The sequence below is a fragment of the Streptomyces panaciradicis genome, from assembly GCF_023516615.1.
Classification (GTDB): domain Bacteria; phylum Actinomycetota; class Actinomycetes; order Streptomycetales; family Streptomycetaceae; genus Streptomyces; species Streptomyces panaciradicis.
The window spans coordinates 1-25,683 of the sequence record NZ_JAMGBF010000085.1; the positions used below are offsets into that span (position 1 = coordinate 1).

At 71.8% G+C, this 25,683-nt stretch carries 24 protein-coding genes; 12 read left to right on the forward strand and 12 right to left on the reverse strand.

Annotated elements, in window-relative coordinates; genetic code table 11:
- A partial coding sequence (locus M8J74_RS26405) for a beta propeller repeat protein (protein ID WP_505016709.1) occupies positions 1-474 on the forward strand: 474 nt, incomplete at its 5' end.
- A gap of 71 nt (positions 475-545) precedes the next feature.
- Here the strand turns inward: M8J74_RS26405 and M8J74_RS26410 are convergent.
- Positions 546-1,316: a 2,3-bisphosphoglycerate-dependent phosphoglycerate mutase gene (locus tag M8J74_RS26410; protein ID WP_249838853.1), complete on the reverse strand. Its 771-nt coding sequence runs from the start codon at positions 1,314-1,316 to the stop codon at positions 546-548.
- Positions 1,313-1,810 (reverse strand): inorganic diphosphatase, encoded by a 498-nt coding sequence (locus M8J74_RS26415; protein ID WP_058927454.1) that lies wholly within the window; start codon positions 1,808-1,810, stop codon positions 1,313-1,315. The genes M8J74_RS26410 and M8J74_RS26415 overlap by 4 nt, the downstream gene beginning before the upstream one ends.
- Before the next feature lie 390 nt (positions 1,811-2,200).
- Here M8J74_RS26415 and M8J74_RS26420 point away from each other — a divergent pair, with 390 nt between their 5' ends.
- Entirely contained in the window at positions 2,201-2,707 is a 507-nt protein-coding gene (locus M8J74_RS26420) for a universal stress protein (RefSeq protein WP_249838854.1), read from the forward strand.
- A 168-nt stretch (positions 2,708-2,875) separates the two neighbouring features.
- Positions 2,876-6,163, forward strand: coding sequence for a TIM-barrel domain-containing protein (locus M8J74_RS26425; protein ID WP_249838855.1), 3,288 nt, complete (start codon positions 2,876-2,878; stop codon positions 6,161-6,163).
- Between the two features lie 93 nt (positions 6,164-6,256).
- Here M8J74_RS26425 and M8J74_RS26430 read toward each other — a convergent pair whose 3' ends face one another.
- Positions 6,257-7,042, reverse strand: a complete 786-nt coding sequence (locus tag M8J74_RS26430; RefSeq protein ID WP_249838856.1) for a helix-turn-helix transcriptional regulator — start codon at positions 7,040-7,042, stop codon at positions 6,257-6,259.
- Positions 7,043-7,106: 64 nt separating this feature from the next.
- Here M8J74_RS26430 and M8J74_RS26435 point away from each other — a divergent pair, with 64 nt between their 5' ends.
- On the forward strand, positions 7,107-7,919 hold the full coding sequence (locus tag M8J74_RS26435; protein WP_249838857.1) for an SDR family NAD(P)-dependent oxidoreductase: 813 nt from the start codon (positions 7,107-7,109) through the stop codon (positions 7,917-7,919).
- A gap of 38 nt (positions 7,920-7,957) precedes the next feature.
- On the opposite strand, the gene M8J74_RS26440 is transcribed toward M8J74_RS26435, so the two are convergent.
- The 3 genes from M8J74_RS26440 to M8J74_RS26455 form a co-directional block, all read right to left on the reverse strand.
- Positions 7,958-9,232: a globin domain-containing protein gene (locus M8J74_RS26440; protein WP_249838858.1), complete on the reverse strand. Its 1,275-nt coding sequence runs from the start codon at positions 9,230-9,232 to the stop codon at positions 7,958-7,960.
- Positions 9,233-9,745: 513 nt separating this feature from the next.
- On the reverse strand, positions 9,746-10,234 hold the full coding sequence (locus M8J74_RS26450) for an ATP-binding protein (RefSeq protein WP_372500273.1): 489 nt from the start codon (positions 10,232-10,234) through the stop codon (positions 9,746-9,748).
- 128 nt (positions 10,235-10,362) lie between these two features.
- Positions 10,363-10,509: a hypothetical protein gene (locus tag M8J74_RS26455; RefSeq protein ID WP_203237777.1), complete on the reverse strand. Its 147-nt coding sequence runs from the start codon at positions 10,507-10,509 to the stop codon at positions 10,363-10,365.
- A gap of 335 nt (positions 10,510-10,844) precedes the next feature.
- Between M8J74_RS26455 and M8J74_RS26460 the strand changes: the two genes are divergently transcribed.
- On the forward strand, positions 10,845-11,750 hold the full coding sequence (locus tag M8J74_RS26460) for an NAD-dependent protein deacetylase (protein ID WP_249838860.1): 906 nt from the start codon (positions 10,845-10,847) through the stop codon (positions 11,748-11,750).
- A 9-nt stretch (positions 11,751-11,759) separates the two neighbouring features.
- On the opposite strand, the gene M8J74_RS26465 is transcribed toward M8J74_RS26460, so the two are convergent.
- Positions 11,760-12,398, reverse strand: coding sequence for a nucleotidyltransferase domain-containing protein (locus M8J74_RS26465; RefSeq protein ID WP_249838861.1), 639 nt, complete (start codon positions 12,396-12,398; stop codon positions 11,760-11,762).
- 103 nt (positions 12,399-12,501) lie between these two features.
- Here M8J74_RS26465 and M8J74_RS26470 point away from each other — a divergent pair, with 103 nt between their 5' ends.
- Positions 12,502-13,443 carry a hypothetical protein gene (locus tag M8J74_RS26470; protein WP_249838862.1) on the forward strand — a complete coding sequence of 314 codons (942 nt, stop codon included), beginning with the start codon at positions 12,502-12,504 and terminating at the stop codon, positions 13,441-13,443.
- A 566-nt stretch (positions 13,444-14,009) separates the two neighbouring features.
- Here the strand turns inward: M8J74_RS26470 and M8J74_RS26475 are convergent.
- Complete coding sequence (locus tag M8J74_RS26475; protein ID WP_249838863.1) at positions 14,010-15,065, reverse strand: LacI family DNA-binding transcriptional regulator; 1,056 nt, start codon at positions 15,063-15,065, stop codon at positions 14,010-14,012.
- 150 nt (positions 15,066-15,215) lie between these two features.
- Between M8J74_RS26475 and M8J74_RS26480 the strand changes: the two genes are divergently transcribed.
- From M8J74_RS26480 to M8J74_RS26495, 4 genes are all read left to right on the forward strand, one after another.
- Positions 15,216-16,343 (forward strand): substrate-binding domain-containing protein, encoded by a 1,128-nt coding sequence (locus M8J74_RS26480; RefSeq protein WP_249838864.1) that lies wholly within the window; start codon positions 15,216-15,218, stop codon positions 16,341-16,343.
- 115 nt (positions 16,344-16,458) lie between these two features.
- Positions 16,459-17,493 carry an ABC transporter permease gene (locus M8J74_RS26485; RefSeq protein ID WP_249838865.1) on the forward strand — a complete coding sequence of 345 codons (1,035 nt, stop codon included), beginning with the start codon at positions 16,459-16,461 and terminating at the stop codon, positions 17,491-17,493.
- Positions 17,490-18,272: an ATP-binding cassette domain-containing protein gene (locus M8J74_RS26490; protein ID WP_142148495.1), complete on the forward strand. Its 783-nt coding sequence runs from the start codon at positions 17,490-17,492 to the stop codon at positions 18,270-18,272. Before M8J74_RS26485 ends, M8J74_RS26490 begins: the two co-directional genes overlap by 4 nt.
- 20 nt (positions 18,273-18,292) lie before the next feature.
- Positions 18,293-18,586 (forward strand): putative quinol monooxygenase, encoded by a 294-nt coding sequence (locus M8J74_RS26495; RefSeq protein WP_249838866.1) that lies wholly within the window; start codon positions 18,293-18,295, stop codon positions 18,584-18,586.
- A 102-nt stretch (positions 18,587-18,688) separates the two neighbouring features.
- Here M8J74_RS26495 and M8J74_RS26500 read toward each other — a convergent pair whose 3' ends face one another.
- Positions 18,689-19,879: a PucR family transcriptional regulator gene (locus tag M8J74_RS26500; RefSeq protein WP_249838867.1), complete on the reverse strand. Its 1,191-nt coding sequence runs from the start codon at positions 19,877-19,879 to the stop codon at positions 18,689-18,691.
- A gap of 148 nt (positions 19,880-20,027) precedes the next feature.
- Here M8J74_RS26500 and M8J74_RS26505 point away from each other — a divergent pair, with 148 nt between their 5' ends.
- Positions 20,028-21,569: a long-chain-fatty-acid--CoA ligase gene (locus M8J74_RS26505; protein WP_249838868.1), complete on the forward strand. Its 1,542-nt coding sequence runs from the start codon at positions 20,028-20,030 to the stop codon at positions 21,567-21,569.
- A gap of 175 nt (positions 21,570-21,744) precedes the next feature.
- Positions 21,745-22,167, forward strand: coding sequence for a PPOX class F420-dependent oxidoreductase (locus M8J74_RS26510; protein WP_249838869.1), 423 nt, complete (start codon positions 21,745-21,747; stop codon positions 22,165-22,167).
- 408 nt (positions 22,168-22,575) lie between these two features.
- On the opposite strand, the gene M8J74_RS26515 is transcribed toward M8J74_RS26510, so the two are convergent.
- The 3 genes from M8J74_RS26515 to M8J74_RS26525 form a co-directional block, all read right to left on the reverse strand.
- A complete protein-coding gene (locus M8J74_RS26515) occupies positions 22,576-22,956 on the reverse strand; it encodes an antibiotic biosynthesis monooxygenase family protein (RefSeq protein ID WP_249838870.1) in 381 nt (126 codons plus the stop codon).
- Positions 22,957-23,058: 102 nt separating this feature from the next.
- Positions 23,059-23,559, reverse strand: coding sequence for a hypothetical protein (locus M8J74_RS26520; protein WP_249838871.1), 501 nt, complete (start codon positions 23,557-23,559; stop codon positions 23,059-23,061).
- 90 nt (positions 23,560-23,649) lie between these two features.
- Positions 23,650-25,260 carry a hypothetical protein gene (locus M8J74_RS26525; protein WP_249838872.1) on the reverse strand — a complete coding sequence of 537 codons (1,611 nt, stop codon included), beginning with the start codon at positions 25,258-25,260 and terminating at the stop codon, positions 23,650-23,652.
- Positions 25,261-25,683 lie beyond the last annotated feature (423 nt).

The following is a 25,683-nucleotide window of genomic DNA, read 5'->3' on the forward strand; positions in this document are numbered from 1 at the left end:
GCCCGCGGCATCTCCGTGGGCAACGCGGACGGCACCGGCTGGCACGACATCACCCTGCCGGCGGACGGGACCGTGCCCAACCGCTACCTCAGCGGCTTCGCCGTCGACCCGAAGAACGCCGACCACGTCTTCCTCGCGGTCAACGGCTTCTCCCGGCACTGGACCGAGGGCCCCGGCGCGGGTGTTGGCCACGTCTTCGAGTCCGTCGACGGCGGCACCACGTGGAAGGACGTCTCGGCGAACCTCCCCGACGTGCCGGCCGACTCGGCGATCGTCCTGCCGGGCGGCGGCCTCGCCGTCGCCACCGACCTCGGCGTCGTCTACCGCGCGCCGGGCCGCACCCGGTGGCAGCGCGTCGGCTCGCTCCCGGCCGTCGCCGTGCTCCAGCTGAAGCTGAGCCCCGACGGACGCACCCTGTACGCGGCCTCCCACGGCCGCGGCATCTACACCATCAAGGTGCGTGACTGCGACTGACCGCGCACGCGTCGTGGGGAGCGGTGACCCGGCCTCGGGTCACCGCTCCTCGGCGTACGCGGCCCCTTTCGTCAGGCGTGGCCCTCGGCGGCGACCGCGGCCGTGGCGGCGCGGGCCCGGTCCGGGGCGAGGTAGGAGCCGCCCGGTACCAGCGGGCGCAGTCCGGGACCCAGATGGTGGACGAGCGGTTCCGCGGTGGGGATGTCGAGCGCGCGGACGGCCGGTTCGTCGAGCCGGTCCAGGAGGGTGACCAGGGCCCGCAGGGAGTTGCCGTGAGCGGCGACCAGGAGCGTGGCACCCCGGCCGAGACTCGGTGCCAGTACGTCGCTCCAGTACGGCGTCACGCGGGCGAGGAGGGCGGCGAAGCTCTCCACGGGCGGGATGCTCTCGCCGGGCAGGGCGGCATAGCGCGGGTCGGCCCGCAGCAGGGCCGGCCGGTCGTCGGACAGCGGCGGCGGAACGGCGTGCAGGGAGCGCCGCCGGCGCTCGTAGCGCTCGGCGCCGGCCTCCTGCCGCATCCGCCGCCTGCTCCGGCCGGTCAGGGCGCCGTACTGACGCTCGTTGAGCCGCCAGGTGCGGCGCACCGGTGTCCAGGAGCGGTCGAGGCGGTCGGTGACGATCTGCGCGGTGCGGATGGAGCGGTGCAGCAGCGAGGTGTGCACCTCGTCCGGAAGGAGCCCGGCACCGGCGATGAGCCGGGCCGCGCCGGCGGCCTGTGCCTCGCCGTGCGGGCTCAGCCGGAAGTCCGCCCAACCACCCAAGACTCCGGCGGCGTTGGCCTCGCTCTGCCCGTGCCTGAGCAGGATCAGCGTGCCTTGAGGCGGATCGCCGGGGCCGCTCACGCGCGCTCGACCGGCGGTTGCGCGGCGCGTTCGCGGGAGGCGGCGATCTCGCCGTACGCCTGCTCGCGGCCCTCCCAGTGCGATCCCTCGACGTCCTTGCCGGGTTCGAGGTCCTTGTAGACCTCGAAGAAGTGGGTGATCTCCAGCCGGTCGAACTCGGGGATGTCGGTGATGTCCTGCACGTCGGCGTAGCGGGGGTCGTGGGCGGGGACGCACAACACCTTCTCGTCCGGCCCGTGTTCGTCCTTCATCACGAACATGCCCACGGCCCGGCACTCGATGGTGCAGCCCGGGAAGGTGGGGTCGCCGGTCAGCACGAGCGCGTCGAGCGGTTCGCCGTCGCCGCCGAGGGTGCCGTCGATGTAACCGTAGTCCGCCGGATACTGCGTGGAGGTGAACAGCATGCGGTCCAGGCGGATGCGGTGCAGGGCGTGGTCCATCTCGTACTTGTTGCGAGAGCCCTGCGGGATCTCCACGGTCACATCGAACTCCACGTCGATCTCCTCGTCTTGTCGGTGCGGTGCAGAGGCCAAGGTGTACGACGGCCGGTGGGGCCGGCGCCATCGCCCACCCTGCTCTTCGGATACCCGCATATCCGCCCCCGGACGGCATGCGCGCGCCTCTCCGCCCATTCCAGGCCGGTCCGCCGCCGTCCCGACAGGGGCCGGACGGGACAGACCGCCAGGACCGCCGGTACACGATCAGGTGACAGACGCCGGCCCGCTTCGACGGCGGTGCGGCACATGGGACGCGCGGGGGTTCGTACCGGGCCAGGGCGCCGCCTCCGGCGCACTGCCTCAGGTCGACGGTGCGCTCTGGCCCGTCCATGGCGGATGATCGTGGGAAGGTCGTGTTCATGGCCGAGCTGTGAGGAGGCTGACCGAATGGCCGTTGTCGTCTGGGTCGTCGAGGGCACCTGGCCCGCGTGTGTGGACGCCGCGCGCCGGCACGCCGCGGCGGACGCCGATGTCGTGCTGTTGCACGTCACCCCGTCCGACCTGCCGGAAGTAGCGCACGGCGTCTTCGCCGGGCTGCTCGGCCGAGGTCACCGCGAGCGCGATCCGGGCGACCGCGTCGAACACCTCGCCGCCGCCTCCGCCGACCAGCTCCTGCAGGCCGCCGCCGAGCGCCTGGACCGGCCCTGCACCCGCACCGAGCGGAGCGGACGCGTCGAACGCGAGGTCGTCGCCGCGGCCGAGGACGCCGACCTTCTCATCCTGGCCCGTGACGGCGACCGCACCCACCTGGGCCCGCACAGCCTCGGCCCGGCCAGCCGCTTCGTCGTCGACCACGCCCCCTGCCCCGTCCTGCTGGTCTGGCCCGAACCCGCCCCCGGCCTGGCCACCATCCCGCCCCCGCCGCCACATCCCCCACACCCCCCGCACCACTAGCCGCCGCGCCCCGGCCCACCGCGTCCCTTGTCGTCGGCTCGGCGACATCGGTGATGACAACGTTGTACAACCTCTTATCGGCACCCCTGTCCAGGACGTACTCTCACGCCACTCGTGTAGTTCCAACGACCCGAGAACGACGCAGCGTTGCAGGGAAGGGGAGTCGACATGACAGCCGGATCGAAGAGGCGGCGCCTCAGATCCATACGGCGGCGGATCGGTGGGGCCGCGGCCCTGGCGGTCGCCGCCGCAACGGCGTTGACGGGTGCGGGACCCGCTTCGGCGGGCGGCTCGCACGCCGCCCGCATTCCCACGGTCACATCGGGGGACGCGCGGTTCGAGATCCTCTCGCCGACGCTGATCCGCACCGAGTACGCCGGGGACGGCACATTCACCGATGCCGCGACCTTCAACGCGATCGGCCGCGACGCTTTCACCCCGGCCGCCTACACGGCCACGACGACCGACGGCTGGCTGACCATCAGGACGAGTGCGCTGACCCTGCGCTACCGGGTCGGCTCAGGACCGTTCGACGCCCGCAACCTGTCGCTGAAGCTGGCGGCGGGCGGCGCACCGGTGACCGCCGCGCCCTGGCAACGGCTGACCTGCGCCGTCGGCGCGCTGTGCGAGGCCGAGAACCTGCGGCTGAACGGACTGTCCGTCGCAGCGGACCACGCCGGCCACACCGGCACCGGCTTCGCCGCGGGGTTCGAGGGCACGGGCAGCTCGGCCTCCGCTGACATCGATGTCAAGACGTCCGGCACCTACGCGTTCGCCCTGCGGTACGCCAACTCCCGTGGCGGCGACGGCCAGACCCGCACCCGCACCCTGACCCTGACGGTGGACGGGGGCTCCCCTCAGACGGTGACGCTGCCGACCACGGCCGACTGGGACACCTGGAACCGGGTCACCGCGAACCTCGACCTGACCGCGGGCCACCACACCATCGCGCTGACCCGCACCGCCTCGGACAGCGGTGACGTCAACGTCGACAGCGTCGCCCTGATCCACCCCGGTGACCCCTACCCGCCCGTCTCCAGCACCGCCATCACCGACTGCCCGCTCGGCACGAGCTGCGAGGCGGAGGCCGGGCGGATCGGCGGCACCGCCGTCACCGCCACCGACCACCCCGGATACGCGGGCAGCGGATTCGTCGCGGAGCTCAACAAGGGATCGAGCCTGACCACCCACCTGGTCGGCGTCCCGGCCGACGGCACCTACACCCTGAGCGTGCGCTACGCCAACGGCACCGGAAGCGACGGTCTGCACCAGACCCGTACCGCCTCCGTCACCTCCGGCGGCGCCACCCACACCCTGTCCCTCCCCGCGACGGCCGACTGGGACGACTGGAAGACCGCCTCCGTCCCCCTCTCCCTGAAGGCCGGCGAGGACGACATCACCCTCGACTGCCCCGAGACGTCGAGCTGCCACGTCAACCTCGACACCGTCTCCGTCACCGCACCGCAGCAGCCCGCCCCCGCGCCCCACCTCGCGCTCGGCGGCTACCGTCGCGGACTGGACGGAGTGAACGGCGACAACGGAGCCCCGGTGACCACCCCCGGACTGCTGCACCGGGACGGCTGGTACCTCCTGGACGACACCCCCTCGGCGCTGTACGACACCGCGACGAAGAAGGCCACGCCCCGTCCCGCGCACGGTGGCACGCCCTACCAGGACGGCTACGTCTTCGGCTACGGACACGACTACAAGCAGGCCCTCACCGACCTGGCCACCCTGACCGGGCCGCCGCAGCTGCTGCCCCAATGGGCGTACGGCGTCTGGTACTCGGAGTACATCGACCGTACCGCGGCCGACTACGAGAACAAGATCCTCCCCGCGTTCCGGTCCGAACAGGTGCCGCTGGACGTCCTGGTGACCGACACGGACTTCAAGGCCGTGAACAACTGGAGCGGTTGGGAGATGGATCCGGGCCGCTTCCCCGACCCCAAGGGCTTCTTCGACTGGTCCGCCGCGCAGGGCCTGCACAACACGCTCAACGTGCACCCGAGCATCCTGGCCTCCGACCCCCAGTTCGCCCAGGCACAGGCCACGGCCAAGGGCAAGCTGAGCAAGGGCGGTTGCGCCGGTGCCGCCTCGGTCGAGGACAACTGCTACACCTTCGACTTCGGCGACCCCGACCAGCTCAAGGCCTACCTGGACCTGCACCGGACCATGGACCAGCAGGGCAACGACTTCTGGTGGCTCGACTGGTGCTGCGACGCCTCCCAGTCGTCGCAGCAGGGCGTCACACCGGACGCCTGGATCAACCAGCAGTACGCCGACCTCACCGGCGAGACCCTCGGCCGCGGGTTCGTCCTCTCCCGCGCCTACGGCTCGCTGCAGGCCGGCGGGTACAGCGGCCAGCAGGCGCTGCCCACCGGACCCTGGGCGGACAAGCGCACCACCGTCCACTTCACCGGCGACACCGCCTCCACCTGGGGCACGCTGAGATTCGAGGTCGGCTACACGCCGGGGGAGTCCGCCGCGACCGGGATGGCGGCCATCACGCACGACATCGGCGGGCACAACGACACCACGGGGCTGACCGGTTCGGAGACGTACACCGACGGCGGGCAGACCCGCACCACGCACAAACTCCCCGACGACCTGTACGCGCGCTGGGTGCAGTTCGGCACCTTCCAGCCCATCGACCGGCTGCACAGCAACCACAGCGACCGGCTGCCCTGGCAGTACGGCACCCAGGCGCGGAACTCGGCCGACAAGTTCCTCAACCTCCGCGAGAACCTGGTGCCTTACACCTACGGCCTGGCCCAGGAGGCCAACCGCACCGGCGTGCCGATCGTCCGCCCCACCTACCTGGAGTACCCGGACGAGGCGAAGGCCTACGAGACGGCCGGCAGCGAGTACTTCTACGGCTCCGACGTCCTGGTCGCCCCGGTGACGAAACCGGGCACGACCGCGACCACCACGGTGTGGTTCCCGCCCGGCCGGTGGACCGACTACTTCACCGGCAAGACCTACCAGGGCGGCACCACCGAGGACATCACCACCGGCCTGGACACCATGCCGGTGTTCCTCAAGGCCGGCGCCATCCTGCCGACCCGCACCCATGACGTCACCGACAATGACCGCAACCCGCTCACCGACGTCACCCTGACCGTCGCCCCCGGCGCGTCGTCCTCGTACCACCTGTACGAGGACGACGGAACCACCGCCCGCAAGGGCCACACCGCCACGACGACCGTCCGCTACGGCCACAAGGCCGGACGCCACACCGTGTCGATCTCCCCGGCGACCGGCACCTTCCACGGCCAGGCGAAGAGCCGCCGGTGGACGCTGTCCCTGCCGGGAACGGCCCACGCGCCCACCAAGGTCACCGCGACCGGCGTCCGGCTGACCTCGCGCGACTACCACTGGAACAGCTCCACCGGCACCTTCACGATCACCCTGCCCCGACGCTCGGTCCACAGCCCGATCACCGTCACCTGGCAGTAGCCGACGCGGCGGTGACGACGAGATCGTCACCGCCCCGTCCCAGCGCGGCACCGACGGCCCCTGCCCCGGGCATCCCGTCGGTGCCGCGTTCGTTCACAGCAGCCGGGCGAGGGCCGCCTCGGAAGGGCTTCCCGGGGCCGCCTGGTAGGCGATGACGACCAGCTGTTCGGCGCCGCCCACGGTGAGCGCCTGCCGCCGCAGGGCCAGCTCGCCGACGACCGGGTGGACGAACCGTTTGAGCTCGTCGCGGGTGGGACGTGCGTCGTGCCGGGCCCACAGCCGGCGGAACTCGTCGCTCTCCTCCAGCTCGGCGACCAGCGACCGGGTCGCGGGGTCGCGCGGATCCGCCTCGGCGCGCAGGGCCGCCGCCGTCTGGGCGGCGATGTCCGGCCAGTCCGGGAGGAGCTGCCGTACCCGCGGATCGAAGAACATGTCGAGGGCCAGGTTGTGCCCCGGTTCGTACATGGGGGACAGCGCGCGGGCCGTCTTGTTGGCGGCCTGCACGTCGAAGCGCCGATTGCGCACATAGGCCGGAGCGCCGGTGAAGGCATCCAGCAACTGGTGCACATCCGCGCTGACTTCGCTCTCCGGCGGGCGTTCTGGGCGTGGCGCGGCGAGCGCGAACAGGTGCGCCGTGGCGTCCGGGTCCAGCTCCAGCGCCCGCGCGAGCGCCGCCAGCACCTGGGGTGACGGGTGGCGGTCGACGCCCTGCTCCAGCCGGGTCAGATACGGCTCACTGATCCCGGCCAGCCGCGCCAGCTCCTCGCGCCGCAACCCGGGGACGCGGCGGCGGCCGGTGGCGGGCAGGTCGGCGCGGGAGTGCGGCACCCGGCCCCGCCGCGCCTTGAGGAACTCACCCAGCACGTTGTCGCTCGCCATGGTCTCGAAGGGTAACCCTGTGGGGGTGCTGGCTGCCGTCCGGCGTGCCTCGCAGGGTGGAGGCATGACGAAGAAGACATGGTTCATCACCGGAGCATCCCGGGGCCTCGGCCACATCTGGGCACGGGCCGCCCTCGCCCGCGGTGACCGGGTCGCCGCCACGGCACGCCGCCCCGAGTCCCTGCGGCCCCTCGTCGACGCGTACGGCGACGACGTCCTGCCCCTGCCTCTCGATGTCACCGACCGCGCCGCCGCCACGGATGCCGTGCAGCGGGCCGTCGATGCCTTCGGCCACCTCGACGTGGTCGTCAACAACGCCGGGTACGGCCTGTTCGGCATGGTCGAGGAGACCACCGAGGAGCAGGCGCGCGCCCAGCTCGAAACCAACCTGTTCGGTCCGCTGTGGGTGACACAGGCCGCCCTGCCCTTCCTGCGCGCCCGGCAGAGCGGTCACATCGTGCAGGTGTCCAGCCTGGGCGGGCTGGCCGCCTTTCCCGGCCTGGGACTGTACAACGCCTCCAAATGGGCGCTGGAGGGGATGAGCGAGGCCCTCGCCCAGGAGGTGGCCCCGCTCGGCGTCCGCGTCACCATCGTCGAACCCGGGCCCTACGGCACCGACTGGTCCGGCGCCTCGGCGGTGCACACCCGGCCCATCGCCGCCTACGAGCCCGTCCGAGAGGCACGCCGGTCCGGTGCCACGGCCCGCGCACCGCAGGATCCGCAGGCCACCGCCGACGTCATCCTCGAACTGGTCGACGCCGACGAGCCGCCTCTGCGCCTGTTTCTCGGCACCTACCCCTATCCGGTCGTCGAGGCCGCCTACCGGCAGCGCCTGGAGACCTGGGCCGCGTGGCGACCGCTGGCGGCCAAGGCCTGACGGGCGGGCAGGCCCCTGCACGAAAGTGCGGCACCACGTCAGGTCGGTGCGTCCGGCAACGCGGGAATCGCCGCTGTCACCGGGTCGTGCCGGATGCGGTCGGCGGGAAGGCCCAGATCGGTCAGTCGGCGTACGGCGGCGGCGACCAGCCCCGGCGGGCCGCTGACGTAGGCCGTGCGGTCGCTGAAGTCGCCGTGTCCGGCCAGTGCCTCGGTGACCGGCGCCCGGTCGGATGCGGCGGGCCCCGCGTCGATGACGGGCACCACGCTCAGCCAGGCGCAGTGGCTCTCCAGCCGGGCCAGGACCGAGGCGTCGTAGAGGTCGTCGGCTGTGCGGGCGCCGAGGAACAGGTGGGCGCGGCGGCCCGGTGGGCGCCGCGCGACCAGGTCCTCCAGCAGGGCCTTTGCGGTGGCCCATCCGGTGCCGCCGGCGACGATGAGCACGTCGCGTGTGAGGCCGTCGCCCAGCGTCGTCGTGCCCTGGGCGGGGCCCAGGCGCAGGGTGTCACCCACGCCGGTGCGGGTCACCAGGGCGTCGCTCACTCCGTCGGGCCCGGTGCGCCGGATGTGGAACTCCAGTTCGCCGTCCGCGCCCGGGACGCCGGCCGGGGTGTAGGGGCGCCAGGTGTGCGGCAGCAGGGGCGTCTGCAGGGTCGCGAACTGGCCGGGGTGGTACGGGTACGGCTCGGCGGTCCGCACCCGCAGGACGGCGAGGTCGGGGCGCCGGCGCTGGTGGTCGACGACCGTGCCGTTCCAGTACGTGGGTTCGGCCAGTGCCTCGTTCGCGCCGTCCACCATGGCTGCGGCGGCGAAGCGCACCATGCGCAGCCACGCCCGCTCCACGTCCGCGCCGAGGTCACCGTGCGCCGTCCGGCGCAGCGCCTCGACGAGGGCCTGCTCGAACAGCGCGTAGTGCACCGGCAGTACGCCGAGTTTGCGGTGGTCGCGGCCGAGGCGGGCGCAGAAGGCGGCCACGTCCTCGGGGCGGTGCAGATGCTCGATCAGATACCACAAGGCCCGCTCCAGGTGGACCTGTTGGAACTCCATCGAGGCGGGGAACAGCTTCCGCAGGTACGGGTGGCGCTCGAACATCGCCTCGTAGAGACGGTCGATGAGATGACCGAACGGGGTGACCTGCGCCAGGTTCCGGACGATCACCTGCTGGTCCGCGGCGCCGTCGTAGCCACCGGTCGTAGGGGAGGGGCCGGGGGACGCGGCGGTGCCTCGTCCGGGGCGGGAGGCGGGGGTGAGCAGGCGGTCGCGCAGGCGCATGGCCTCCCGGCGGGCGAGCAGGGCGTGGTAGTTGTCGGTCATGTGCGGGCCCTCCTCGTACAGGCACCGCACGATCCGCCGTCCGCGCAGCCGGCGCCTCCGGTCGAAGGGGCCTTCGAGCGGGCGCGGCGGGCGTAGTACCAAGCCATGTTCGACGTCAGTGCGGTCGGCGGCAGCCAGAGCAGGCCCAGCCAGGATCCCCGGGCGAACGAGAGCGCCGCGGCGCCCGCGGCCAGGACACAGACGAGGGGAGCGAGAACGGCTGGGCGGACCATCGGCACTGCTTCCTGTCGTTCCTCGGTTTCCGAAGGGTGTGCGCCCCGCCGGAACCGCCGGCACCGCCCTCACCGTCGCGGCGGGGCCGGAGCGCACGGTCGCATCCCATCACCGAAGATCGCGCCCCGGGCACAGCCGATGGACCCGGTCCCGCGGACGAAGGACCTCTTCCGGCAGTGGTCCTTCGCCTCTGTTCCCGGCCCGTGATGTGTGCTTACGACGGCGAAGGCGACGGCGCGTGGAGGCGCCGTCGCCGACCGTCCGGACCTCTGTGCCCGGTCACTGCTTCCGCGCGTCGTCGGGCGTGCGATGCCCGGCCGCGGCCGCCGCGGGCGCATGGAAGCAGGCCACGACCGACTTGCCGTGACGGCAGGACCTGGCCTCCCATTCGTCGGCCAGGGCGTCCACGAGGAACATGCCGCGTCCACCGACGCGGTCCGTGCTGACGCCGCGCGGGACCGGTGGCTCTCTCGACGCGTCATGAACGCTGATGTGCAGGCACTGTTCGTCCCAGGTCATCACCAACTGGGCGTTGCTGTGCGCGTGGACGTGCGCGTTGGTGACCAGCTCGGAGACGGTGAGCAGCACCGCGTCGACCGTCTCGGGAGCGGTCGTGGTCCACCCCAGGGCGTCGAGGTGATCACGTGCCCAGTCCCGGGCCTCCTTGACCTCACTGTGCATGGGCAGCGAGCGGGCCCAGCCGACCGCTCGCAACGACGAACCCTCCTTCGCGGGCTTCCGTGGCTTGCCGATGTGTGTTTCAGGCATGTCCCGTCCTGGGTGAGTGCGCGGCATCCCCAGGGCTGGTCAGCGGCGCCACGCGAGCGGGCCCGTGCGGCCCACTCGCGTGGCGCGCTGCTGACAGCCGGGGCTGTGCTGTGGCGGGCGCTCGGCGGTCAACGGTGGCCGCGCAGCTTGCCCAGCAGGCGCTGGGCCTGCGCTCGGCGCCGGGGATCGGCCGCGGCCCGTCGCGCCTGCTCGGCCGCGCGCCGGCCCTGAGGACTCCTGGCGAACTCCTTGATGCGCTCCATCATGCCTGGCATGACGCTCCTTCCCTGCGGGGGTCTTGTCCTTCGCTGCGGTTCGGTTACCCCCGACGGGTCGGCTCAGCCCTGCCGCCTCGGCGCAGCGTGACCGTGGGCCCCCTTGGCTGTGCGCTGTGGTCGATCGCCGCCGTGATGGTGGTCGATGGCGCGCGTGGGCGAGTTGGTGCGAGAACACGTCGAACCCCATGTGTCGCAAGGGGAGTTGACGCGGTGGGGGTGCCCGTGCGTCGGGATGGCGCCGCTCGGGGACCTGCCTCGGTCCCGTGCGACCGGCAGCGCTGGTCCGATCTCGCCGACCGACACTTCCGGCACCGTCGCCGTACCCTTGCGCCATGCGCATGCGCCCCACCCTGACCTGGACCCCCACCGGGGATCTGCCGCCGAGCACGACGGATCTGCGGCCGGTCGCCGACGCGCTGGGGGCCGGCGGTGTGCTGGTGCTCAGTGGCGCGGGCATCTCCACCGAGTCGGGCATTCCCGACTACCGCGGTGAGGGCGGGAGCCTGAGCCGGCACACGCCGATGCTCTACCAGGACTTCACCGGCAGCGCTCAGGCCCGGCGCCGGTACTGGGCGCGCAGTCACCTCGGCTGGCGGGCGTTCGGCCGTGCCCGTCCCAACGCCGGGCACCGGGCGGTGGCCGCGTTCGGGCGGCACGGGCTGCTCGCGGGCACGATCACCCAGAACGTGGACGGGCTGCACCAGGCCGCCGGCAGTGACGGCGTCGTCGAGCTCCACGGAAGTCTCGACCGGGTGGTGTGCCTGGGCTGCGGCGCCTTCAGTCCGCGTCGTGAACTGGCGCGTCGGCTGGAGGAGGCCAATCCGGACTTCGCGCCGGTGGCGGCGGGCATCAACCCGGACGGTGACGCCGATCTCAGCGAGGACCAGGTCGGAGACTTCCGGGTGGTCCCTTGCGTCGACTGCGGCGGCGTCCTCAAACCGGACGTGGTGTTCTTCGGCGAGGCCGTGTCGCCCCGGCGGGTCGAACACTGCCGTGAACTGGTACGCGCGGCGGACGCACTGCTCGTTCTGGGCTCTTCGCTCACGGTGATGTCCGGACTGCGGTTCGTGCGCCAGGCCGCGCAGTCGGGGAAGCGGGTGCTGATCATCAACCGGGACGCGACCCGCGGCGACCGGCACGCCGTCGCGCGGGTCGACCTTCCGCTGGGGGCGGCGCTCACGACGTTGGCGGACGGCCTGGGCATCTCCCTCGACGACGAGACGGCACCCGTGGCCTGAACAAGGGCACTACCGTCCCAGTGCCGCCAGCCATGGATGCCCGGGATGCATGCGCGCCAGCCCTTCCCCGAGCACGTCACGGCGCGTCCGGTTCAGCAGCGGCAGAATGCCGTGGAAGTCGGCGTGGTCCTTGGGCCGAGTGTCCTTGGCCTTGAACAGCAGCACCAACTCCGGTACGAGGTAGGGGATGCCGTCCGCCGTCCGCTCGATGACGGCGTCGTACGGCAGTCTCAGGCTCACGTCCCGCCGGCAGATCCACGTCCTTCCCTCGTGCGGCTCGCGGAAGACGTCCATGAGGAACCGGCCGCTCGCCGGGTCCCGCAGCCAGGTCTGGTGGGTGGCCGCGAGTGCCTCGGCTCCCGCATCAGCCCAGATGCGCCCCGAGCCCACCGCGTCGAACGCGTAACCGGGGAAGTGGTCTCGGACCTCGGGGAATCCCGCCGCGGGCACCGCGATCTCCAGATCGCCGTGCGGTCGCGACTGCTCTCCTCGGAACAGATCCAGCGCCCACCCTGCCGCGATGCACCAGGGCGTGCCGATACCGGCCAACCGCTCCGTGACCTGGTCCGGCCGCCAGGCGTCGGCCCACCGGGCATCCAGTTCGCCCGCGTCGACAACGGTGCCGCCGGGCAGCGGGGGCTCGGTCATCGGAACACCGTACTGCCGGGACAGTGGGGTTCATCGGGGCGTGGCCGTTCCGTTTGCGTCCAGCGTCGACCCGGCATAAGCCTCGAAAGCGAAGAAGACCGGCATGGTGACGACCGGCAAGGCAAGGAGGGCAGCGGTGGACCTGGAGGGCGTCGCGAACGAGCTGTACGGGCTGCGGCCGCAGGACTTCACCGCCGCGCGGGACGCCCGCGCGGCCGAGGCCCGTCGCGCCGGCGACCGTGCGCTCGCCGGGAAGATCGGCGCACTGCGCCGGCCCAGCCTGGCGGCCTGGGCGAGCAACCTCCTGGTCCGTGAGCAGCCCGAGGAGATCGAACCGTTGCTGCGGATCGGCGAAGGGCTGCGGCAGGCTCACCACGATCTGGACGGGGCGCAACTGCGCGAGCTCAGCAGGCAGCGGCACCTCGTGGTCAACGCACTGTCGCGGCAGGCCCGGCAGCTGACGGCCCAGGCCGGGCACCCGATCGGCGAGGACGTCCAACGGGAGGTCGAAGGCATCCTCCACGCCGTGCTCGCCGACCCCGCGGCCGCGCAGGAGTGGGCCGCCGGGCGTCTGGTGAAGGCATTCGACCAGACCGTCGGCTTCCCGGCGGCAGCTGACGGCGCCCGTGCACGGCCCGCCCGGGCGCCACGCACGCGCAAGGAGGTTCCGCCCGCCGAAAGCCGTCGGCAGAAGGCCGACGAGGAGCGGCGCCGGCGGCTGGAGCAGGCCCAACAAGAGGCGGAAGAGGCCGAGCGCGTGCTCGCGGCTCGGCGTGAGGAGGCCGCGGCCGCCGAGCGGCAGGCCGACGACGCGCAGGCCGCCGTGCGGTCGGTCGAGGAGCGTGTCGACGAGCTGAGCGAGGAGCTCGCGCACCTCGAAGAGCAGCGGGGGCAGGCCGAGACGAGCGCACGCACGGCACGCGAGCAGGCCGCCGAAGCGGACCGCCGCCTGCGGGAGGCGCGGCGCCGCGCCGAGACCGCCGCGGCCCGGGTCACCCGCCTCGGCGCGGGAACCGGCGGGCGGCGCGCCACGAGCAGGAAGTGAGCACGCCCCTGCCCGTCGCAGGTCCGACAGCAGCAGGTCCCGCAGCCGGTGCCGGCATCAACTCCGCGCGGCCTGCGGTGTTCGGCCCCCCCTCGGCGCCCGTCTGTTCCGGAAAGGCCAGGTCGCTCGCCGTCAAAGGCGCGTCGGGGAGTGGTCGGGGCGGGGCGGTGGGCGGATCGGCGCCCATGCGGCGACCGAGCCGAAGTGCAGGACCGCCGTGTCGGCCGGGACACGGGCGGTGTCCGCTGCAGGTGCGCGGTGTCGTCGAGGGAGAAGTCGTAGCCAGCGCGTCCCTGCGGGCCGTGGAGGCCACGGTCAGTGGGGTCGGCTCGGTGGCGGCGGGGGAGCGGCACCGGTCGATGCCCTCGGCCGTGGCGTGAGCGCGCGGCATCCTGCCGAACGCCTTGTCCGCCAGGCGGGCCATGAGGGCGGTGCGGCGACCCAGCCCGGCGAACCCGACGGCGACGCCGAACGGGCTGCCGCCGGGGGCCCGGAGCTGGACCATGTCGACGAGGGCTTCGCCGATCATCGTGACCAGCGCCGATCCGGCCGTCGCGGGCGTCCTGTCAGCCGACGGGTCCTGCGGCGGTGATCTCGCCGGAGCCCCGTTCGATCAGCCGGGTCGGCACGGTGACGGTGCTGGTGGGCGACTCGTCGCCGTCGAGCCTGCGGAAGAGCATCTCGGCGGCCGTCCGGCCCAGTCGCTCGATGTCCTGGGCGATGACGGAGATACCCGGACTGAGGATGTCGGCAAGGGGGAAGTCGTCGAAGCCCACATGGGCCACGGTGTCTTGCAGCCCCAGGGCGCGCAGTGCGCGGACGGCGCCGATGGTGACGAAGTTCTGGCTGGTGAACAGCGCCGTGGGCGCATCGGGCAGCGCCAGCAGCTCCTCGGTCGCGGCGATGGCGGCACTCTCGCTGGAGCCGACGTGCCGGACGATCTCGGCGTCGTACTCGATGTGGGCCAGCTCCAGTGCGTGCCGGTAGCCGTCGAAGCGCTGGGCGGCGGTGGAGATGGTCACCTGGTCGCCGAGGTAGGCGATGCGGCGGTGGCCGGACTTCAGCAGGTGCTCGATCGCGGTGACGGAGCCCTGCCGGTTGTCGGAGACGACGGCGTCCGCGTCGAGCAGGCTGGGCTCGCGGTCGACGAAGACCATGCAGGTGCCCGAGCGCTGCTCGCTGATCAGGTAGCTGTGGTCGCGGCCGGCCGGGACGATGACGAGGCCGTCGACCCGGCGGTCGATGAGGGCCTGGGCCAGTTCCCGTTCCCGGGCCGGATCCTCGTCCAGGCTGCCGACCAGCACCAGGCTTCCGCGCCCGCGGGCCACGTTCTCGACGGTGCGCGTCAGAGCGGCCGAGAAGGGGTTCGCGGCGTCCTCGACGAGCATCCCGACGGTGGCCGTACGGCCGTCCCCGCGGCGCAGGCTGCTGGCCGTCAGGTTGGGCCGGTAGCCGAGCTTGTCGGCCGCTTCGCGCACCCGTGCGGCGATGGCCGGATCGACGGTGGGCACGCCGTTGACCACGCGCGAGACCGTCTTGATGGCCACGCCGGCCAGCGCCGCCACCTCACGCATGGTGGGGCGGCTGCGGGGGGTCCGCGATGGCGGCTCGCCCTGAGTCATCGTTGTCTCCCAACCGGTCGCGCGTTACCCACTCGTTGCGGACGCATGTCTACCAGTGCCTTGACGGACTCGTCCATACGGGCCCAGTATCCCGGTCAGTCAACGTTGTCTCAGCGTGGACCACGGGACGGCTCCGAAAGGGATCAAGCCATGAACATCTCCTCCAGCCAGGCGGCGGGCCGCCGCAGTCGGCGTACCCGGGCGGCAGCGATCGGGGTCACCGTGTGCCTCGGTGCCACCCTCGCGGCCTGCGGTTCCTCCGACTCCGGCTCCTCCTCGTCCGGTTCGGGCGGCGGCGGGAAGGTGGGTGTCTCGCTGATTCTGAAGACGCTCACCAACCCGTACTTCGTGAGCATGGAGAAGGACGCCAAGACCCAGGCCTCCAAGGACAACGTGAGCCTCACGGTGGCGGCCGGCACCTCGGACGGCGACACCCAGACCCAGATCACCGCCATCGACAACGCCATCTCGCGCGGTGACAAGGGCATCCTGATCACCACCAACGGCGACGCCGTCAACGCCGCGCTGAAGCGGGCCAAGCAGGCCGGACTGTTCGTCATAGCCCTGGACACCGCGCCCAACCCGCCGAGCGTCGCGGACATCACCTACGCCACCGACAACGAGCAGGCCGGCAAGCTCGACGGCCAGTACGCGGCCGCCGCCCTGAACGGCAAGCCCGCGGTCATCGCGATGCTCGACCTGTTCAACAACCAGGTCGTCTCCGTCGACATCCAGCGCGACCACGGCTTCCTGGAGGGCATGGGCATCGACCCGGGCAGCAAGGCGGAGAACGGCAAGGAGGCCAAGTCCGGGAAGTACACCGGCGGCAAGGGCGGCACGTACAAGATCGCCTGCCACCAGCCCACCCAGGGCGCGATCGACGGCGGACGCACCGCTATGGAGAACTGCCTCTCCTCCAACCCGGACATCAACGTCGTCTACGCGATCAACGAGCCCGCGGGCGAGGGCGCGTACAACGCCCTGAAGGCCGCGGGCAAGGAGAAGAACGTCGCGATCTACGCGATCGACGGCAGCTGCTCCGGCTTGAAGAACGTCACCAACGGCAAGTTCGCCGCCGACGCCGTGCAGTACCCCGGCAAGATGGCCGCGCTCGGCGTCAGTTCCATCGCGAAGCTGGCCCGCGGCGGCAGCAAGCCCAGCGTCACCGACGGCAAGACGTTCTACGACACCGGTACCGCGCTGGCCGCCGCCAAGCCGATGGGCGGTCTGAAGGTCCAGACGCCGACGCAGGCCGCGTCCGCCTGCTGGGGCAGCTGACCCCGTCCGCGCCGGGTGCGCCGCCGGTCCCCGACCCCGGCGGCGCACCCGCGCCCCACGCGCCCATGACTTCGTACGAAGGCCCGCTCGCGGAAAGATTCCGGAAGGACCCCCTGTGACCACCCACGTGGACAGTCAAGCCACACCGGCACCGGCGGAGGAGTTCCTCAACCGGCCCGCCACCCCGGCCCAGCGCATCCACTCCGTGCTGCACCGGCAGCCCGCCCTCAGCCCGGCGATCGTGCTCGTACTCGCCGCGATCGTCTTCTCCCTGGTCAACGAGCGCTTCTACGCGCTGCAGAACCTGTCGCTGGTCGCCCAGCAGGTCGCGGTCATCGGTTCGCTCGCCGTCGGCCAGACCGTCATCATCCTGACCGCCGGCATCGACCTGTCCATCGGCGCGGTCATGGTGCTCGCCTCGCTGCTGATGTCGAAGCTCGTCGCCGACAACCACCTCCCCGGCGTGGTGGCCCTGCTCGCCGGAGCGGCCGTCGCCGTCGCCGCCCAGGCCGTCAACGGGCTGCTGGTCACCAAGATCAAGCTGCCGCCGTTCATCGTCACCCTCGGCACCCTGAGCGTCTTCACCGCCATCACGCTCATCTACGCCAAGGGCCAGACCGTGTCCCTGCAACCGGGCAACATCCTGATGTGGAGCGGCGAGACCATATCCATAGGGCAGTTGAACCTGACCTACGGCGTCCTGCTGATGAGCGCCCTCTACGTGGTGATCGGCTACGCGCTGCGCTACACCGCCTGGGGCCGGCACCTGTACGCCGTCGGCGACGACCTCGAGGCCGCCCGGCTGGCCGGCATCTCCGTCAACCGGGTCCTGCTGAGCGCCTACGTGGTCGGCGGTTTCGCCATCGCCGTCGGTGCCTGGATCCTCGTCGGCCGGGTCGGCGGCGGTGACCCCAACAGCGGTCTCAACGCCAACCTGCAGTCCATCACCGCCGTCGTCATCGGCGGCACGAGCCTGTTCGGCGGACGCGGCGTCGTGGTCGGCTCGCTGATCGGCGCGCTCATCGTCCAGGTCTTCGTCAACGGCCTCGCGCTGGCCGGCATCGACCCCAACTACCAAGTCCTCGCAGTCGGCATCCTGGTGATCGCGGCTGTCTCCGTCGACCAGTGGATCCGGAGCGTGAAGTCGTGACGACCACCACCGCCCCCGTGCTCGAGGCCAAGGGCCTGGTCAAGGTCTTCGGCAGGGTCGTCGGCCTCAACGACGTCGACCTGACCCTCTACCCCGGCGAGGTCCTCGCCGTCATCGGCGACAACGGCGCCGGCAAGTCGACCCTCATCAAGTGCCTGTCCGGAGCGCTGGTGCCGGACCGGGGCAGCATCCTCGTCGACGGCAAGGAGGTCGCCTTCAAGCGGCCCCAGGACGCCCGCGAGGCCGGCATCGAGACCGTGTACCAGACCCTGGCGGTCGCCCCGGCGCTGGACATCGCCAGCAACCTGTTCCTCGCCCGCGAGATCCGCCGCAAGGGCGTGCTGGGATCGGTGTTCCGGATGCTCGACACCGGCGAGATGAAGAAGCAGGCGGCCGACCACATCAAGCGGCTGGGCATCAGCACCCTGCAGAACATCAACCAGGCCGTCGAGACCCTCTCCGGAGGCCAGCGCCAGTCCGTCGCGGTCGCCCGGGCGGGTGCCTTCGGCGGCCGGGTCGTCATCCTCGACGAACCCACCGCGGCCCTCGGCGTCCGGGAGACGGGCCAGGTGCTCAAGCTCGTCCGCGACCTGCGCGACCAGGGCCTCGGCGTCATCCTGATCAGCCACAACATGCCCAACGTCTTCGACGTGGCCGACCGCATCCACATCCAGCGCCTCGGCGGATGCGCCGGGGTCATCACCCCGCAGTCGCACTCCATGGAGGACGCGGTGGCCATCATGACCGGCGCCAAGAAGCTCGTTCCGGAAGCCGGCTGACGCAGAGGAGCACGAACGCCGTGACGAAGACCCTGTACGCCGAGTTCACCGCCCGCGAGGGAGCGGAGGCCGACGTCGCCGTGCTGCTGCGGGACTACGCCGAGAAGGTGCGCCAGGAAGAAGGCAACCTCGCCTTCGACAGCTACACCAGGGCCGGCGACCCGCGCGCCTTCTGGATCTTCGAGGTGTACCGGGACGAGGACGCCTTCCAGGCCCATCTGAAGGCTCCCTACGGCGCCCCGTTCAATGCCGCCCTCGCCCCGCTGATCGAGGAGGACGCCTCCGTGCTGACGTTCCTCGACCGGCTGGAGTGACCCGTCCCCGTTCGGTCGCATTCGCCAGGGCCCTTCCGGTGTTCCTCCCCACCCACCGGACAGGGCCCTGGTCCATGTCCCCGGCGGCCGATCGCCGCTGCCTCATCCCGCCGACGCCGTACGGCCGGCGTCCGTGCCGCGCCCTGCCGCCAGCAGTGCCGCCCCGAGGTCGGCGACGGCATGGGGGTCCGAGAGCGAACGGCCGGTGAGTTCCTCGATGCGGCGCAGGCGGTAGCGGACGGTGTTGGGGTGGACGTAGAGGCGCCGCGCGGCGGTCGCTGCGGAGCCGCCGGCCGCGAACCAGCTTTCCAGCGTCTCCATGAGACGCGTCCGTTCGAGACCGGGGAGGTCCAGCACGGGTTTGAGGACCCTGTTCATCAGGTGAGCCGCCTCCGCCGGAGCCGCGGCGACGAGCATGGCGAGGGGATTGTCGTCGAAGCGGGCCACCCCGGGGCCGTCGCCCGGCAGGCCGGCCAGCGCCAGCCGCGCGAAACGCAGGGCCTGCGGGGTCTCACGCAGCGACGCGAAGCCCGGACTGACCCCCACCCGGGCGCCCGCGCGGCGCAGGACGCGCAGACCGGTCGCCTCCGCGTCCGGTGTGGTGAGGGCGATGACGCCGATCTGCTGGTCGGGCAGCAACCGCCAGGCCGACGGAAGATGCGCCTGCCGCAGTGAGGTCTCCACACCCGGCAGGGGTTCCTCGCCGGGGGAGTCGGCCGCCGCGGCGACGACGGCGTACGGCCCCCGCTCCGGCAGGCCCAGCTCACGGGCCGCGTCCCACAGCGTGATGCGGTCGCCGATCACACCGGTGAACAGCGCCTCCACCAGCGCCGAACGGCGGGCGCCGCGCTGTACGGCCAGTTCGGCGGTGGTCTCCCGGTGCGAGGCCGCCACCGCCTGGGCGTAGAGGCCGAACAGCTGCCAGATCTGCGCGGAGCGGTCCACCAGCTGGGCGTCGGGAACCGCGGAGTGGGCACGCGCCTCGGAGAGGATCTCCGACCACAGGAACTCGAAGCCGATCCGGTACGCGTGCAGGACGTCCGCCAGCGGCATGCCCTGTTCGGCGCGGATCCGGCCGGTCTCCCGGGCGGGTTCGGCATCGGGCGCGCCGGTCCGGCGCAACTGCCTGAGCACCAGGTCCGCGTTGTCGGTGCACGACCGGCACAGCGAGTCGAACGGGATGAGTGACTCGTTCCGGTAGGCGGGGACCTCGGACCGGATGCGGTCCGCGACCCGCTCACCCAGCCCCGGAAGCTGGTCCTGGATCGCCGCGATCACGGCCGACAATTCCATCACCGCAGCTTAACGCCCCCCTTTTGTTCCCGGGAACAGATGGAGGCGGCCAACGGTGTCACCGCGTCCATAGCTGGTGACCTGCGCTCTGAGCACCATGGCCTTCGCGTGTACGACAGATCTCAACGGTGAGTTCATGGAGGCGGGCGTGGCCAATTTGTCGGAGTTCCTGGTGGAGACCGCGGCTGCGCGGCCCGACCGTCCGGCGTTGCGGCTGGGGGACCACACCACCACCTACGCGGACCTGGACGCCCGCAGCGCCCGCGCGGCCGCACTGCTGCGAGCCGAAGGCGTCAGGCCCGGCGACCGGATCGCGTTGATGCTGCCGAACGTCCCCGAGTTCGTCGTCCTCTACTACGGCGCCCTGCGCGCCGGGGCGATCGTGGTGCCGCTGAATCCTCTGCTCAAGGAGCGGGAGACCGCCTACCACCTCACCGACTCCGGCGCCGTCCTGCTCTTCGAGTGGCACCAGGCTCCCGGCGAGGGCGCGCAGGGGGCCGCCACGGCCGGCGTACGACGCGTGGCGGTGGAGCCCGCGGCCTTCGCCGCGCTGCTGGCCGAGCACGAGCCGTCCACCGAGGTGGCACGCACCGCCGACGACGACGTGGCCGTGCTGCTGTACACCTCGGGCACCACGGGCAAGCCGAAGGGCGCCGCGCTCACGCACGGCGGCCTGCGGCACAACACCGAGGTCATGAAGGCGCACGTCACACGGATGACACCGGACGACGTGGTGTTGGGCTGCCTGCCGCTGTTCCACATCTTCGGCCAGATCTGCACGATGAGCGTGGCCGTGCGCAGCGGTGCCTCGCTCACCCTCGTCCCCCGCTTCGACCCGCAGACCGTGCTGGACGCCATCGCGGCGGACCGGGCGACCGTCTTCGGGGGCGTGCCGACGATGTACGCGGCCCTGCTGCAGCACCCGGCCGACGCGGACGTGACCAGCCTGCGGATGTGCGTCTCCGGCGGCGCCTCCCTGCCCGTCGAGATCCTGCACGGCTTCGAGAAGCGCTTCGGCTGCGCGGTGCTGGAGGGCTTCGGCATGTCCGAGACCAGCCCGGTGGTGACGTTCAACCACCTCGACCGCCCCCGCAAGGCGGGCTCCATCGGCACCCCGATCCAGGATGTCGAGGTCCGGCTGCTGGACGACAAGGGCCGGGACGCCGGCGCGGGCGAGATCGGCGAGCTGGCCGTGCGCGGCCCGAACGTGATGAAGGGCTACTGGAACCGACCCGAGGAGACGGCCGCCGCCATCCCCGACGGCTGGCTGCGCACCGGAGACCTGGCCCGCCGGGACGAGGACGGCTACTTCTACATCGTGGACCGCAAGAAGGACATGATCATCCGGGGTGGCTACAACGTCTACCCGCGCGAGATCGAGGAGGTCCTGCACGAGCACCCGGCCGTCGCCCTCGCCGCCGTCGTGGGCGTCCCGCACCAGCAGCTCGGCGAGGAGGTCGCGGCCGCCGTGGTCCTGCGCCCCAAGGCCCGAGCCACGCCCGAGGAGCTGCGCCAGTACGTCAAGGACCGGGTCGCGGCCTACAAGTACCCCCGTGTGGTGCGCCTGATGGACGCGCTGCCGATGGGGCCGAGCGGCAAGATCCTGAAGAGGGAGATCAGCGCCCGGGCGGCGAGCGGGCAGCTCGCCACGAGCGGGGCCGGGACCGGGGCCGGGGAACAGGCGCATTGAGGTCTGGGCGCCGTCGCGGGGCCGGCGCCGGCGAGGGCGACGGCCGGGTGCACGGGCCTCAGGTGACCCGCCGGGAGAGTGTCATCGCGCATCACGGTGTGGATGAGGACGCGGCCGCCGGGTACTTCGCCGACGTCGACGAGACATCACCCTCGTCGAGAGAGGAGAAGCCACCGTGTCAACGCCCCCGCTTCCGCCCGAGGCCCAGGAACTGCTGCGCCGCGCCAACCCGTGCGTGATGGCCACCCTGCGCTCCGACGGGACGCCCGTGTCGACGCCCACCTGGTACCTGTGGGAGGACGGCCGTGCCCTGATCAGCCTGGACGAGGGGCGCGTCCGCCTGCAACACCTGCGCCGCGACCCCCGCGTCACGCTCACCGTCCTCGACGGCGACGACTGGTACACGCACGTCACGCTCATCGGCCGCGTCGTCGAGATGAACGAGGACGAGGGCCTGGCCGACATCGACCGCATCTCCACCCACTACACGGGCAAGCCCTACCCGGACGGGGTGCGCCCCCGGGTGAGCGCCTGGATCGAGGTCGAGCGCTGGCACGGCTGGGGCGCCATGAAGGACAGCGGCCAGGCCTCCACGTGAGGAGGCCGGCCGCCCGGGTCGGGAGGGCGAGCCGCCGCGGCTGAGTTCCGCCAGGCAGGCGTCGAGCGGCTGGAGCAGTCCGGGCAAGGACTCCCGCAGGTCACCAGCGGACGGCCTCGATCTCGGCGTCGGGCGTGAAGCGCCGGGGTGCCGTCGGCGGCTTGTCCGGTGAACAGGGCGCTGTATTCGGCGCGTTGATCGGGTGCGAGGGTGAAGCCCGCGAATCCGGCGAACGGCAGCCGTCCTTCGGCCGCGGGACCGGTCTCCTCCAGCAACTCGCGTCCGCGGGCGGTCCGTCCTCCGCTCCCCGGTGGAAGGAGGCCAGGGTGTTGCCGCGGTCGTCGACGGCGAGCGGTCGGGAGCCGTCAGCGGCCACCTCGACAGGATGCCCGCCGTGACGCCGGACGGTCAGTGCGCCGCCGGGCCCTGCGGGGCTCCGGGTCGGGTGAAGCCGTGGCTGCGCTCGACTTTCGCCACATGCAGGGTGTAGCTCTGGTACCACTCCGCCTGTCCGCGCTTCTGCGCCGCGCGGTGCTCGGCGTCGCTCCGCCACTGCGTGAGCGCGTCGGCGTCGCGGAAGTAGCCGACGGTGATGCCCAGTCCGCCGGGAGTCTGCGCGTGGTCCAAGCCCAGGTAGCCGGGGACGTCCTTCACCAGGTCCTCCATGCGTGCGCTGGTCTCGCTGTAGCCGCTCTGCTCCTGTGTGCGCACGGCGGTGAAGACAGCTACGTAGTAAGGGGGTTCGAAGGCTCGGACGGGCGTGACAGGCGCATCGGGGTGATCACTCATGGCGCCACTGTAGGGAGGGTGCGCTGACCGATCCGGCGACTTTGCCGAACGGGATACGAAAGGGATCAGGCTCTTGGCGAGCGTGCCCGGCGGCCGGCCTCGCTATCGGGTGACCGTCACGGTCACGTCGTAGCGTTCCTGCCCCGGCGAGCAGCGCATGGCCTCGCCGCAGGAGTGGCGTCGGGCGGTGACGTGCGCCGTACCGGGCCGCAGCGCGGTGAACTGCGCGGAGGACAGCCCGCACCCTCGGCCGGGCGGGCAGGTGCCGGCGGTCGTCGTTCCGCCGCCGACGGCGTCGAGAACCTGTGGGTTCGAGCCCGCGGGGGTGGACCAGTAGGTGCTGTGCAGACGCACCACGAGATGCGTGCCGGCGGTCACTCGGACCGTGGTCCCCCGTGCCCGTTCGTCGAGAACCACCGAGTGGGCTGCGGAGGCGGAGGCGGAGGCGGACGGCGGGGGAGTGGTCGGTGCGGAGGACGCGGTTCCGGCCGAGCCGGCCGAGCAGCCGGCCAGCGCGCCGAGCGCGGCCGTCGCGGCCACGGTGGTGAGCCCTGCGCGCAGTGCGTGCCGGGCCGTGGGAACGCGGACCGGGGAAAGAGACAAGGGGTCCTCCGGTGGGTGCCGCCCGGGCCGGAGGCCGGGACGGGAGTGGGGGCGGGCCGTCGGCCCGCCCCCACCGTGCGGTGCGAGGGATCAGGAGACGGTCACGTCGTCGTAGTAGGTGTAGGTCGCGTCACCCGAGTAGTTGTCGTCCTTGTTGGTGAGGGTGAGCGTGTAGTTGTGGCCCGCGGTCACGCTGCCGGTGACCTGCTTCCAGCCTGCGCCCTGGGTGCAGGTCTTGGCGAGCAGGGTCGAGGTCGTGCCGGCCGTGGTGTCCTGGAGGGTGGCCGTGGCCCAGTCGTAGGTCACCGTGTCCGGGCAGGTGACGTTGTACCAGAAGGAGACCTTGCTGGTGCCGGACGGGGCGGTGAAGGACTGGGTGAGCGAGGAGGTGTTGGTCGGGCCGGTCGACCCGACCATCGCGCCGTAACTGCCGCTGTGCGCCGCCGAGGTGGTGGCGGAGGTGCTGCCACTGGTGGTCCAGCTCGACAGGCTGCCGGTCTCGAAGGTGCCGTTGGTGAGGGTGCCGCCGCCACCGCTGCTGCCGCCGCCGACGATCGCGTGGGTGATGGCGCAGTTGTTGGTGTCGTTGGACCAGCTGGCCTGCTCGGCGAAGGTGCCGGTGCCCATGGTCACGTTGGCCGCTCCACCCGTGCTGCCGGGCGAGATCCAGGCGCACTCGTCGGAGTTCTCCTGGCCGTCGTAGGAGCTGCCGGTGTGGTTGGTCCAGCCGCCGGCCGGGTTCTGGTCGGACATCATCTCCTGCCACTCGTGGCCGAGCGTCATGGTCCAACCGTCGAGCGTGCCGGGCGAGTTGACGAACCCGACGCCGCAGCCGGAACCGGAGTCCATGTTGTACGGCTGGTTGCTGAAGGCGATGTCACCGTAGGAGGAGGACACGGGGCCGCCGGAGAGCGTGCTGTCGCCGTTGTAGTCGTGCCAGGCGCAGTACTGGCCCTGGTAGCTGTCCGGGTTGGTGTTGTGCGGCGACAGGATGACGTAGTACGCGTCACGGTTGGACGCGGCGGTGGTGTTGCCGAAGTGCCCGGCCGCCTTGACCGCCTCGGCGCCCAGCTGGTGTCCGGTCGCGGCGCTCGGGGAGGCCGCCGAGTTGTCGTACCAGACACCGGAGAGCACGCCGCCGCTCTGGTACGGGATGAAGTTCGCGTTGGACGGACAACTGGTCGCGCCCGAGGAGACGTTGGGGCCGTCGCACCACTGGGTGAGGTCCGCGGACCACCGCTCGTTGCCCGTGCCGATGTCCTTGAACATCTCCTGGGCGACGGGGGCGGCACCGTCCGGGTCGCCGGAGAAGGTGGCGTCACCGCTGCCGTTGGTGCTCTGCGTCCCCCACTGCGAGCCGTAGAAGACCAGGTAGACCTTGGAGTGACCGCTCTGGACACCGATGCCGTCGATGCCGCCGCCGTAGGACAGGGTCTGCGGGCCGGTCGCCGCGGCCGTGGCCGGGTGGCTGGCCGCCCACGACTTCATCTTGGCGTTGCGCTGGATGGTGGGAAGGGCGCCGTGCCGGTAGGGGTGCTTGTACGCGGGGCTGTAGGGGTTGGATCTCGCCGCGTGCACCGTGGCCTGGGGGGCGGCTGTCGCCTGCGGGGTGATGGCGAGGGCCAGACCGGTGGCCAGGGACAACGACGCGAGACCGGCGAGGGTTGCTCGGGCTGCGCCGCCTATGTGGGGAGTACCCATGGGTGATGGGGACCTTTCTTCGCACGGACCTCCGCCGACGGTGCGGGGAGGTGGGTTGCATGGGACGCCGACGGGGCGCACCACCCGACAGCCGCCTCCGGACGTTGACATCGACGCCGGCTTCGTCGCGGAGCAGGACCAGGGAGCCGAGCGGCGGCTGCTCACTGCACGGGCGGCGGTGTGCCGGCAGTGGGCAATTGACGCGCGGCATTGCTCTTTGCGGGGAATCCAGTCCTGACCTGAACGAGGGAAAAAGGGGCAGTGAGAAGGGTCGCGCTGCCCCTTTTTGACGCTGGAAAGGTGATGCGTTGTCAGACGCGGCAGATCACATCAGATTTGACAGGCGCAGGTCAATGGAAGCGGACAGCTTTTACACAGGGATGCGGTTGACGCCTTCCCGTGCCTGACCGCTCCCGCGCCGAG

Excerpts from the sequence above, each read along its gene's own strand:
- M8J74_RS26465 (WP_249838861.1), bottom strand. The coding sequence starts at position 12,398 with ATGACCGAGCCCCCGCTGCCCGGCGGCACCGTTGTCGACGCGGGCGAA.
- M8J74_RS26440 (WP_249838858.1), bottom strand. The coding sequence starts at position 9,232 with ATGACCGACAACTACCACGCCCTGCTCGCCCGCCGGGAGGCCATGCGC.
- M8J74_RS26470 (WP_249838862.1), top strand. The coding sequence starts at position 12,502 with ATGGTGACGACCGGCAAGGCAAGGAGGGCAGCGGTGGACCTGGAGGGC.
- M8J74_RS26420 (WP_249838854.1), top strand. The coding sequence starts at position 2,201 with ATGGCCGTTGTCGTCTGGGTCGTCGAGGGCACCTGGCCCGCGTGTGTG.
- M8J74_RS26455 (WP_203237777.1), bottom strand. The coding sequence starts at position 10,509 with ATGCCAGGCATGATGGAGCGCATCAAGGAGTTCGCCAGGAGTCCTCAG.
- M8J74_RS26425 (WP_249838855.1), top strand. The coding sequence starts at position 2,876 with ATGACAGCCGGATCGAAGAGGCGGCGCCTCAGATCCATACGGCGGCGG.
- M8J74_RS26450 (WP_372500273.1), bottom strand. The coding sequence starts at position 10,234 with ATGCCTGAAACACACATCGGCAAGCCACGGAAGCCCGCGAAGGAGGGT.
- M8J74_RS26480 (WP_249838864.1), top strand. The coding sequence starts at position 15,216 with ATGAACATCTCCTCCAGCCAGGCGGCGGGCCGCCGCAGTCGGCGTACC.
- M8J74_RS26435 (WP_249838857.1), top strand. The coding sequence starts at position 7,107 with ATGACGAAGAAGACATGGTTCATCACCGGAGCATCCCGGGGCCTCGGC.
- M8J74_RS26430 (WP_249838856.1), bottom strand. The coding sequence starts at position 7,042 with ATGGCGAGCGACAACGTGCTGGGTGAGTTCCTCAAGGCGCGGCGGGGC.
- M8J74_RS26515 (WP_249838870.1), bottom strand. The coding sequence starts at position 22,956 with ATGAGTGATCACCCCGATGCGCCTGTCACGCCCGTCCGAGCCTTCGAA.
- M8J74_RS26475 (WP_249838863.1), bottom strand. The coding sequence starts at position 15,065 with ATGACTCAGGGCGAGCCGCCATCGCGGACCCCCCGCAGCCGCCCCACC.
- M8J74_RS26500 (WP_249838867.1), bottom strand. The coding sequence starts at position 19,879 with ATGGAATTGTCGGCCGTGATCGCGGCGATCCAGGACCAGCTTCCGGGG.
- M8J74_RS26525 (WP_249838872.1), bottom strand. The coding sequence starts at position 25,260 with ATGGGTACTCCCCACATAGGCGGCGCAGCCCGAGCAACCCTCGCCGGT.
- M8J74_RS26460 (WP_249838860.1), top strand. The coding sequence starts at position 10,845 with ATGCGCATGCGCCCCACCCTGACCTGGACCCCCACCGGGGATCTGCCG.